This window comes from Propylenella binzhouense (assembly GCF_009866965.1).
In the GTDB taxonomy this organism is placed as follows: Bacteria; Pseudomonadota; Alphaproteobacteria; order Rhizobiales; family Afifellaceae; genus Propylenella; species Propylenella binzhouense.
This window is the reverse complement of sequence record NZ_SPKJ01000128.1, coordinates 1-9649: the sequence shown is the minus strand read 5'-3', so window position 1 is coordinate 9649 and position 9649 is coordinate 1. Positions and strand designations below refer to the sequence as shown.

At 71.1% G+C, this 9649-nt stretch carries 8 protein-coding genes; 5 read left to right on the top strand and 3 right to left on the bottom strand.

Annotated elements, in window-relative coordinates; translation table 11 throughout:
* The coding region (locus E4O86_RS20865) for a rhodanese-like domain-containing protein (protein WP_161142480.1) at positions 1-1234 on the bottom strand (1234 nt) is incomplete at its 3' end.
* 208 nt (positions 1235-1442) lie between these two features.
* On the opposite strand from E4O86_RS20865, the gene E4O86_RS20860 reads away from it, so the two are divergent.
* The 5 genes from E4O86_RS20860 to E4O86_RS20840 all read left to right on the top strand — a co-directional run bounded on the left by E4O86_RS20860 (position 1443) and on the right by E4O86_RS20840 (position 6742).
* A complete protein-coding gene (locus tag E4O86_RS20860; RefSeq protein ID WP_205521015.1) occupies positions 1443-2609 on the top strand; it encodes a mandelate racemase/muconate lactonizing enzyme family protein in 1167 nt (388 codons plus the stop codon).
* Positions 2610-2823: 214 nt separating this feature from the next.
* Complete coding sequence (locus E4O86_RS20855) at positions 2824-3822, top strand: Bug family tripartite tricarboxylate transporter substrate binding protein (RefSeq protein ID WP_161142478.1); 999 nt, start codon at positions 2824-2826, stop codon at positions 3820-3822.
* Between the two features lie 44 nt (positions 3823-3866).
* Complete coding sequence (locus tag E4O86_RS20850; RefSeq protein WP_161142477.1) at positions 3867-4382, top strand: tripartite tricarboxylate transporter TctB family protein; 516 nt, start codon at positions 3867-3869, stop codon at positions 4380-4382.
* A 9-nt stretch (positions 4383-4391) separates the two neighbouring features.
* On the top strand, positions 4392-5918 hold the full coding sequence (locus tag E4O86_RS20845; RefSeq protein WP_205521014.1) for a tripartite tricarboxylate transporter permease: 1527 nt from the start codon (positions 4392-4394) through the stop codon (positions 5916-5918).
* 74 nt (positions 5919-5992) lie between these two features.
* Positions 5993-6742, top strand: a complete 750-nt coding sequence (locus tag E4O86_RS20840) for an SDR family NAD(P)-dependent oxidoreductase (protein ID WP_161142476.1) — start codon at positions 5993-5995, stop codon at positions 6740-6742.
* A 48-nt stretch (positions 6743-6790) separates the two neighbouring features.
* Here E4O86_RS20840 and E4O86_RS20835 read toward each other — a convergent pair whose 3' ends face one another.
* The gene (locus E4O86_RS20835) at positions 6791-8191 is read right to left on the bottom strand and encodes an MmgE/PrpD family protein (protein ID WP_161142475.1); all 1401 of its coding nucleotides are present in this window, start codon (positions 8189-8191) and stop codon (positions 6791-6793) included.
* Positions 8188-9649 (bottom strand): MmgE/PrpD family protein (locus E4O86_RS20830; protein ID WP_161142474.1); only part of this gene is annotated, 1462 nt, incomplete at its 5' end. The genes E4O86_RS20835 and E4O86_RS20830, both read right to left, overlap by 4 nt.

The window sequence follows — 9649 nt, the reverse complement described above, 5'->3', positions numbered from 1 at the left end:
ACCACGCCGCCCCGGCGGGCGCGCCGGCGCAATGCGCGGCGGAGCTCCTGAGATCGATCAGGACCGCCCCGGCCGCCGTCCGCTCCCGCGTCGCGCGGGCGTCGAGGGCGGGCACCGTGGGGAGCGCGCCGACGGGCCCGTGCGCGGGCGTCCCCGCCTCGAGGTCGGGGAGCGCGTCGCAGCCCGGTAGGACGTGGACCTCGTAGCCGAGCTGCCTGAGCCAGAATGCCGCGAGCACGCCGCGCAGTCCGCTGTCGTCGAGGAGGACGACCCGGGACCGGCGCACGCCGATCCACTGGTCGGTGGCCTGCACGGCCTGGCCGCACGGCGCATGGACGGCGCCCGGCAGATGACCCGCCGCGTATTCCTCCGCGGAGCGCACGTCGAGCCGATAGAGCGTGCGCGAAGCATCGTCCGCGAGCCGGTCCAGATCGGCGCGGCCGATCATCGGGATGTGCCAGCGCGCGGCGATCGCACGGGCGCGCGCGGCGGCGGCCGCCCTGGCGTCCGGCGCCGGCTCCGGAAACGGCGCCGCCTCTTTGCCGCGCTCGAGCGGCTGGCCGGCGAGCGCCCAGCCCTGCGTGCCGTTCTCGAGCGCGTAGACGGGATTGGCGATGCCGGCGAGCCGAAGCCCGATCGCCCCGACCAGGCCGCGCGTCCGGCCGGCGCAGGTGACGACGACGGGCATTTCCGGGTCGGCGACCGCGGCCTCGAACCGGTAGGCGAGCTCGCCGTTAGGCAGGCAGATGGCGCCAGGGACGCGCATCTTGGCGTATTCGGCCGGCGGCCGGCAGTCGAAAAGCGCGAACGGCCGCCCCTCCGCGCGCCATTTGGCGAGCGCCTCCGCCGCGATCGTCTCCGGGTGCCAGAGCGCCTCGGCGAGCTCGCCCAGCGTCTTGCTCGGCACGTTGACGCCCTTGAAGAGGCTGAAGCCCGCCCGCCGCCAGGCCGGGACGCCGCCTTCGAGGAGGGCGAGATCGCCATAGCCGGCAGCCTCGAGCCGGCGCGCCGCCCGCTCCGCCACGCCGTCGCCGCCGTCGATCAGGAGGATGGGCGCGTCCCGGCGCGGCACCAGCTCCGCGATCCGCAGCTCGAGCGTGCTGTAGGGGCAGGGGATGGCGAGGAGGGGATGGCCCTCCCCGAACTCGCCCGCCTCGCGAACGTCGAGGAAGGCCGATTCGCCCGGCCCCTCGATGACCGATTTCGCATCTGCGGCAGTGATCCGGCGGGCCATGACGATATTTCCTTCCCTCGCATTCGCGCGCGAAAGCATTCGGCCGGCCTTGGCGCTGTCAATGCCTGAAAGCCGGCACGCCCGGCGAGATCGCGGCCGGCTCTTCATTTCCGGTTGCCGCGACCCTGCGGCTTGCGTCACTCTGACGGGAAAACCGGCGGACCCGCAGCGGGGTCTCCGCAACGGAAATACCTGCGGGAGGGAAGATTTGCTCGACCAGGCCCTATCGGGAGACGAGAAGGAGGTGCTGCTCGCCGATCCGGTCAGGATCCGCGACATCCGCGCCAGCATCCACACGGTCTCCATCGACATCCCGCTCCTTGAGGGCAAGGTCGCCGGCTACGGCCGCGAGGAGCAGAAGGAATTCGTCGTCTGCGAGGTCGTCACCGACGACGGCGTGAGCGGCTTCGGCCTGACGGGCCATTTCCTCGCCGGCGCGGTCGTCGAGGCGCTGCGCCGGCACTTCCTTCCGGTCGTCAGAGGCATGGATCCGCGCGACAGCGAGGCGATCCACCAGACCGTTCTGCGCAAGCTCAATCCCCGCGCCATGACCGGCGTGATCTCCTCGGCGCTCTCCTGCCTCGACATCGCCTGCTGGGACATCGCCGGCAAGCTCGCCGGGCGCTCTGTCGCGCAGCTTCTCGGCGGGGCGCGGGCGAGCGTGCCGGCCTATTGCACCTTCGGGTTCCCGCAATATGACCGCGAGCAGCTCGCCGCCGCCGCGCGCCTCCACGTCGCGGACGGCTTCTCCGCGCTGAAGCTCGTCGTCGCCGTCGACGAGAAGGGCTGGCGGGAGGACGCGGCGCGGATCCGCGCCGTGCGGGAGGCGGTCGGGGACGGCGTCGACATCATGATCGACGCCAACTACCTGTTCTCGCCGGTCGAGGCGAAGATGCTCTGCCGGGCCGTCGAGGATTGCGGCCTGACCTGGTTCGAGGAGCCGCTCCACCAGAACGATGCGCGCGCGCTCGCCGACCTGCGCGCCCATACGCGCATTCCGCTCGCCGCCGGCCAGATGGAGGGCCATCGCTGGCGCCTGCGCGAGCTCGTCGAGAAGCAGGCCGTCGACATCCTGCAGCCGAACTGCTGCTTCTGCGGCGGCTACACCGAGGCACGCAAGGCGGCGCATCTCGCGCAGACCTACAACATGCCGATCGCGAATGGCGGCGGCTGGCCGATCTTCAACATGCACACGATGGCCGGGTTGGCGAACGGGTGGTTCGTCGAATGGCATCTCGGCATGGTGCAGGCCGGGCAGATCCTCTTCCCGGACGCGCCGCAGCCGGAGGGCGGCGTCCTCGCGATCCCGCGGCGGCCCGGCCTCGGCCTCTCGATCGATCGCGACGCGCTGCGCGAGACGCGCGTCGACAAGTGAGGCGGGCATCCGCCGAAGGGTAGTAGTTGCCAAAGCAGCAACGCACCCCTATCCTTCCAACTCGCGCCGCCTTGCGGCGCCAGGAAGCCGCCGGAAGAGGCGGCGAAACCGAAAGGCGGCGCCAGTCCGCCGACATCGAAGGGGAGGGCCTCCGGCAGGACGCGCGCCGCGTCCGGGGCCGGAGCCCGTTCGGAAGCGAACGGAGGAAAGAAGAATGACAGCGCTGAAGACGCCCGGGGCCCGCAATGCCTCTTTCGCGGTTCGCGCCGCGCTCGCGGCCGGGCTGATCGCCGGCCTGCCGCTCGCCGCGGCGGCCCAGGACAAGTTCCCGTCGCAGCAGATCGAGCTCATCTCCCATGCCGCGCCCGGCGGCGGGACGGAGCAGACCATGCGGATGTGGATGGACGAGGCCTCCAAGATCCTCGGCGTCGATCTCGTCGTGGTCTTCAAGCAGGGCGGCGGGGCCCGCACGGCGCACGAATATCTGAAGAGCCGGCCGGCCGACGGCTACACGCTCATGGGCACCACGGAGACGCATCTCTATACGATCGCGCAGGGCAAGTCCCCGCTCGCGATCGACGACCTGAAGGGCGTCGTGCGCGCCATGCAGGATCCGTCGGTGATCGTGGTGCGCGGGGACAGCGCGATCGAGAATTACGACCAGCTCATCGCTGCCTCCAAGAAGGGCGCGCTCAACTGGGGCGTCGCCCAGGTGGGCGGAACCGAGCATATCGGCATCGCCCGCTGGGCCGAGAAGGCGGGCGTCCCCTATCGCGTCGTGCCGTTCGGCAGCGGCGGCGAGATGATCACGGGCCTGCGCTCGGGCGCGATCGACGCCACCGTCGCGAACATCAGCGAGGCTGCCGGGCCGATCAAGGACGGCGACCTCCGCGCGATCGCCGTGCTCGCCGACGAGCCGCTCGCCGAGCTGCCCGACGTCCCGACGGCCAAGTCGAAGGGCGCCGACGTCTCGGTCAACACGACCCGCGGCTATGTCGTGCTCGCCGACACCCCGCCCGAGCGCGTCAAGATCCTCGAGGACGCCCTGCTCAAGGCGATGCAGACGGAGAAGTTCAAGACCTACCTGAAGAACTCGGGCCTCGATCCGGACAAGAGCGTCGCCGGAAGCGAGGATTGGGACGCGCAGCTCAAGAAAGACTACGCCAACGCCAAGGACGCCATCGACCGTCTCGGCCTGGGCCAGAAGAAGTAGCCGGCGCGCGGGGCCGTCCGATGGCGAACGCGGCCAGCAGGAGAATGGCGGGAGGGGGCGGCGCATCGTTCGCCCCCCACCGCTTCGACCGCTCGGATCTCGCGGTCGCGGCCGTCCTGCTCGCGATCTGCGCGGTCCTCTACTGGGACACGACGCGCTGGCCGGCCGTGCCGGAGACGCTCGCGCAGAATGCGCCGCCGACCACGTTTCCGCGCCTGCTGATCGGCTCGGTGGCGATCATGGCGCTGATGCTGCCCTTCGAACGGGTGATGAAGGAGCGGAACGGCGGAAGCCTGCTCATCGGCGGGCAGGCGCGCGCGAGGCCCATCGTCTTCGTGACCGCCGCCGTCATCACGCTGGCGGTCTACGGCCTTCCCATCCTGGGCGCCCTGCCGGTGATGATCGCGACCTCGGTCCTGCTGCCGCTCCTCTGGGGCGAGCGGCGCTATCTGCCCATCCTCTTGTTCGGGGTGGGCCTGCCCATTGCCGTCACGCTGCTCTTCGCCCTCGGGCTGAAGGTCAATCTCGGCTTCGGCTGGGCCGGCGCCCTGTTCCGGTAGGAGATCCCGTTGGACATCGACGCAATCCTCACCGGCATCTCCCTCATCGTCGCGCCGGAAAGCCTCCTGCTGATCTTCGTGTCGGTCGTGCTCGGGGTTGTCGTCGGCGCCTTGCCCGGCCTCAGCTCCAGCATGGCGGTCGCGCTGCTCCTGCCCTTCACGATCGGGCTCAATCCGGTTCTCGCCATCTCGATGATGGCAGCGCTCTATTGCGCGGGAACCTTCGGCGGCTCGATCACCGCGATCCTCATCAACACGCCCGGCGCGCCCCCGGCCGTCGCGACCTCCTTCGACGGCTATCCGCTCGCGCAGCGCGGCGAAGCGGGGCGCGCGCTCGGAATGGCGGCGGTCTCGAGCGTCATCGGCGGCGTGTTCAGCCTCGTCGTCTTCATCGTCGCGGCGCCGCTCCTCGCCAAGGTCGCGCTCAAGTTCCGCCCGCAGGAATATTTTGCGCTCACCCTCTTCGGGCTTTCCATGCTGGCCGCGATCAGCGGCCGCTCGGCGCTGCGCAACCTGATCGCCGGCGCGCTCGGCGTGCTCGTCAGCACGGTCGGCATCGCGCTGGTGACGGGGACCGAACGCTTCACCTTCGGCATCCCGGTCCTCTATGACGGGATCGACTTCGTGCCGGTGCTGATCGGCATCTTCGCGATCAGCGAGCTGCTCGGCCAGTCCCAGGCGGTCGACAAGGCCAAGGAGCGCATCCGGTCGGTGGCGCTCCGCCTGCCGAGCCGGGAGGACTTCCGGCGCTGCCGCGCCACGATCATGCGGTCGAGCGTGATCGGCACCCTGATCGGCATCCTTCCGGCCGAGGGAACCACCGTCGCCGCCATCATGGGCTACAACGAGGCGAGGCGCTGGTCGAAGCATCCGGAGGAGTTCGGCACCGGCGCGATCGAAGGCGTCGCGGGGCCGGAGGCCGCCAACAATGCCGGCACCGGCGGGGCGATGGTGCCGACGCTCGCCCTCGGGATTCCCGGCAGCGGCACAACGGCGATCATCCTCGCGGCGCTGATGATGCACGGCCTCCGTCCCGGCCCCTATCTGATGCGCGAGACGCCGGAATTCCTCTACGCGATCTTCACCGCGATGCTCCTCGCCAACGTCATGTTCCTGGTGGTGGGGCTTGCCGGGGTGAAGCTCTTCTCGCTCATCACCCTCATCCCCCGCACCTTCCTCTGGCCTGCCGTGTTCGTCTTCGCGCTGATCGGCGCCTATGCCTACCGGCAGAACCCGCTCGATGTCTGGGTGATGCTGATCTCCGGCCTCGTCGGCTTCTTCGCGCTGCGGCAGGGATTCGGCCCGGCACCCTTCGTCATGGGGCTCGTGCTCGGCAGCCTGCTCGAGAAGTCGTGGTCGCAATCCATGATCATCTTCGACAGCAACTGGCTGCGCTTCTTCGAAAGCCCGATCTGCAACCTCTTCTTCGCCCTGACGCTGCTCTCGCTCGCCGGCCCCCTGATCGGAAAGGGGCTCGGCCGGATCGCGCAGGTGGGCATGCGCGCCTTTCCGAGACGGTCGACGCTCGAGGAATAGCGCATCGCCAGGGGCGTTCTTCGTCCGCCGTCCGGAGCCGGCGGCGCAATCGTCAAACTGGCCGGGGGAACGGAATGCCGGGAGAGGGAAGCGCACGCGAACTGGAGGGCAGGGTCGCGCTCGTCACGGGCAGCGCCCGCAACATCGGACGGGCGATCGCGCTCGCCCTTGCCGATGGCGGCGCCGCGGTGGCGGTCCATGCCAGGTCCTCGGAGGCGGCCGCGAAATCCGTCGTCGCGGAGATCGAGGCGCGCGGCGGCCGTGCGGCCTGGTTCCTCGCCGAGCTGACCGATCCGCAGGCCGTCCGCAGGCTCTTCGACGATGTTCGCGGCACGTTCGGGCGCCTCGACATCCTCGTCAACAACGCGGCGAGCCGCGCCGACGCGCCGATCGAGCGGATCTCCCTCGAGGAATGGCGGGCGATCACCGCCGGGATCCTCGACACGGCCTTCCTCTGCTGTCAGGCCGCCATTCCGCTTCTCGCCGAGAGCGGCCGCGGCGCGATCGTCAGCATAGGCGGGGTCGCCGCCCATTGCGCGATCGGCGGCCGCTCGCATGTCGTCGCGGCCAAGTCCGGCATCGCCGGCCTGACGCGCGGGCTCTCCGTCGAGCTCGCCGATCGCAACATCACCGTGAACATCGTCTCGCCGGGCTACATCAACACGAAGCGCGACCACATCCCGCCGCACTTCCAGGACCGCAAGGTGCCGCTCGGCCGGCCGGGCGAGCCGGAAGAGATCGCGGCCGCCGTGCGCTTCCTCTGCGGTCCGGGCGCGCGCTACGTCACCGGCCAGGCAATCCAGGTCGCCGGCGGCTGGGCGTGAGGAGGCCGCGCGCGGCGCCGGCGGCGCGCCCCGCCTCCCGATCCCCGGTCAGACCGAGGCGGCGACGCCCGCCCGCGTCCGCGCGAGCGCCGCAAGATCCGTCATCCCGAACAGGCCTTCGCAGACGGACCTGAGCTCCGCCCCTGCGCCGGCGAGCCCGCCGAAGGCGAGGTTGGCATCGAACTTGGCCAGGATCTCCCCCTCGCTCAGCGGCTCGCGGGTGCCGCCCCGCATGTGCGGCTGGCGCGCCCTGCGCTCGCTGCCGTCGCGCAGGCGCACGGCGACGTCGCCGCTGTAGTTGCGCGGATACTCGTCCTCGGGGTCGATCTCGTAGCGGACCTTCGCCGCGAGCGCGATCAGCGCCGGATCGGCGATCCGTTCCTCCGTGAACTGGCCGAGCCCCGCCGCGCGGTCCACGAGCCCGGCCGCGACGCAATAGGGGACGCTGAATTTCGCCGAATAGGGCGTCGACGGCCGCCGCTTCTCCGAGAGCGGCTCCCAGAGCCGGTGGACGGTGCCCTCGCCGACGCGGCAGAGCACGTCCTCGATGTCCTCGGGGCGCACGCCCCCTTCCGCGATCCGGATCGCGCAATCGACGAAGGGCTGGGCCATGGTTCCGCAGGCATAGGGCTTGAAGGCGATGTTCTCCATGTGGAACGCGCTCCCGAGACCGTCCGACAGCGCGCCGTATCTGCGCTCGATGCCGGGCGCCGCGAAGGCGAGGAAGAAGCCGTGCTCGCCCTCGATGACGGAGCGCGGGCCGAGGAAGCCGTTCCTGCCGAGAAGCGCCGCCCGCAGCCCGGCCTGCGCCGCCCAGCCGGGATGGAGCCGCTTGGTCCAGGTGCCCTCGGCCAGGTACTCGATGATCCCGGAGGCCATGCTGCCGGCGATGCCGAGCGCATCGGTCAGCTGCCGCGCATTCAGCCCGAGCGCGACGCCGGCGCCGGCAGCCGCGCCGAGCGCGCCGATCACGGCGGTCGGGTGGAAGCCTGCCCGATGGATGGCGGTCGGCGCGATGAGCGCGGTCCGGCACATGAACTCCGCACCGGCAACGATGCCGGCGAGCGCGTCCGCGCCGGTGCGCCCGTAGCGCTCGCAGGCCGCGAGCACGGCCGGGATCACCACGGTGCTGGTATGGATCGGGTTGCCCTCGAAGGTGTCGTCGTAATCCTCGCCATGCGAGGCGGTGCCGTTGATGAGGGCGGCGTCGCCGGCGGAAAACCCTCTCGCATGGCCGAAGGCGGTGCAGGGGCCGTCGCCGTCGCAGGATTCGACGACCGCCGTGACATAGGGCTCGCGCCGGGCCGCGACGGTGAGCCCGACATGGTCGACGAGCGCGAGCCGGGCGACCTCGCGGGCCCGGGCCGGAATGTCGCCGGCGGCAAGGCCGCAGGCCCACTCGGCGAAGATCTCGGCCGCGAAGCGGCTGGTCCTGACGGGCGCATTCATCGCATCTCTCCGGGATGGTAGTCGAAAATGCCTCGGCCCCGCGAAGCCGCGAGCGGAACCCGGTCGACCGCGACCGTCAGTCCGGCCGGGCCCTCGGGACCGCGGGCCGGAAGCGCTTCGGCGTCGGCGAGAAAGCGGGCCCGCTCGCCCGCGCTCGCGAACGGTTCGGCGAGCGCCGTGAACTTCTCGACATATTCGCGCCGCCCGAACGGGCGCTCGCCGCGCGGATGGGCGCGCGCCACGGCGATCTCGTCGGCGACGGTGCGGCCGTCCGCGAGACGGACCACGGCGCGGGCGCCATGGTCCTTCGCGAGGCCCTCGCGGCCGTAGAAGCGCGCGTTCCATTCCTCGGATTCGGCGGTCCGGATCTTCCGCCAGAGCGCGACGGTCTCCGGCCGCGACACCCGTTCGCGCGCATAGCTCGCCTCGTGGTGCCAGAAGCCGTCCTCGAGCGCGACGGCGAACATGAACATCGCGCTGTGGTCGAGCGTCTCGCGGCTCGCGTTCGGGTCCGTCTTCTCGGGGTCGTTCGCGCCGGTTCCCATGACGAGATGGGTGAACTTCTTGGTTTCGAGGACGATCTCCGCGATCGCGCCGGGTTCGGGCAGGAGCGGCCGCATCTTCAGGGCGAGATCGATGACGGCCTGGCCGTGATAGCCGGCCGAATGCTCCTTCGTGAAGGTCTCGAGGATCGCGCGCTTCGGCTCGCCCGGCTCCGGCAGCGGCACCTCGTAGGCGGCGTCGGGACCGCGGAGCATGGCCGCGACGAGCCCGTAATCCCCCTCGTAGATGGGGGAGGGGCTGGTCTCGCCCCGCATCGCCCGGTCGACCGCCGCGATCGCCACCTGGCCGACATGGCCCGGCGCATGCGCCTTCCAGGACGAGATCGCGCCCTTGCGCGATTGCCGCGGCGCGTAGGAGAGATGCGCGGCGAGCTGGATCGCCTGGTAGGCCGCCTCGGTCGAAAGGCGCAGCATGGCGGCGAGCCCGGCCGCCACGGCCGGCCCGAGATGGCCGACATGGTCGATCTTCTCGAGGCTGAGATTGATGCCCTTGGCGAGGTCGACCTGGATCTCGTAGGCGGTGACGATGCCGCGCAGGAGATCCGCGCCGGCAAGCCGGCAATGCTGCGCGACCGCCAGGAGCGGCGGGATCGTGTCGCCCGGATGGCCCGAGTCCTGGGCGAAGAAGCTGTCGTGGAAATCGAGCTCGCGGACCGCTGCGCCGTTGGCCCAGGCCGCCCATGAGGCCTGGAACCGCTTTTCCGGCGGAAGCCCGAAGACCGTCGCGCCTTGCGCGTCGGGGAAGGCGAGCGCCTGCGCCCGCGCCGCCGCGACCGGCGCCCGGTTGATCGCCGCGACGGCGACGCCGGCATTGTCGATGATGCGGTCGATCGCGACGGCGACGGCGCGGCCGTCGAGCGGCGCGTCGTCGGTCGCCGCCGCCGCCAGCCGCCAG

Bases quoted from the DNA above. Each gene is read 5' to 3' on its own strand.
- E4O86_RS20855 (WP_161142478.1), top strand. From the start codon at position 2,824: ATGACAGCGCTGAAGACGCCCGGGGCCCGCAATGCCTCTTTCGCGGTT.
- E4O86_RS20850 (WP_161142477.1), top strand. From the start codon at position 3,867: ATGGCGGGAGGGGGCGGCGCATCGTTCGCCCCCCACCGCTTCGACCGC.
- E4O86_RS20840 (WP_161142476.1), top strand. From the start codon at position 5,993: ATGCCGGGAGAGGGAAGCGCACGCGAACTGGAGGGCAGGGTCGCGCTC.
- E4O86_RS20835 (WP_161142475.1), bottom strand. From the start codon at position 8,191: ATGAATGCGCCCGTCAGGACCAGCCGCTTCGCGGCCGAGATCTTCGCC.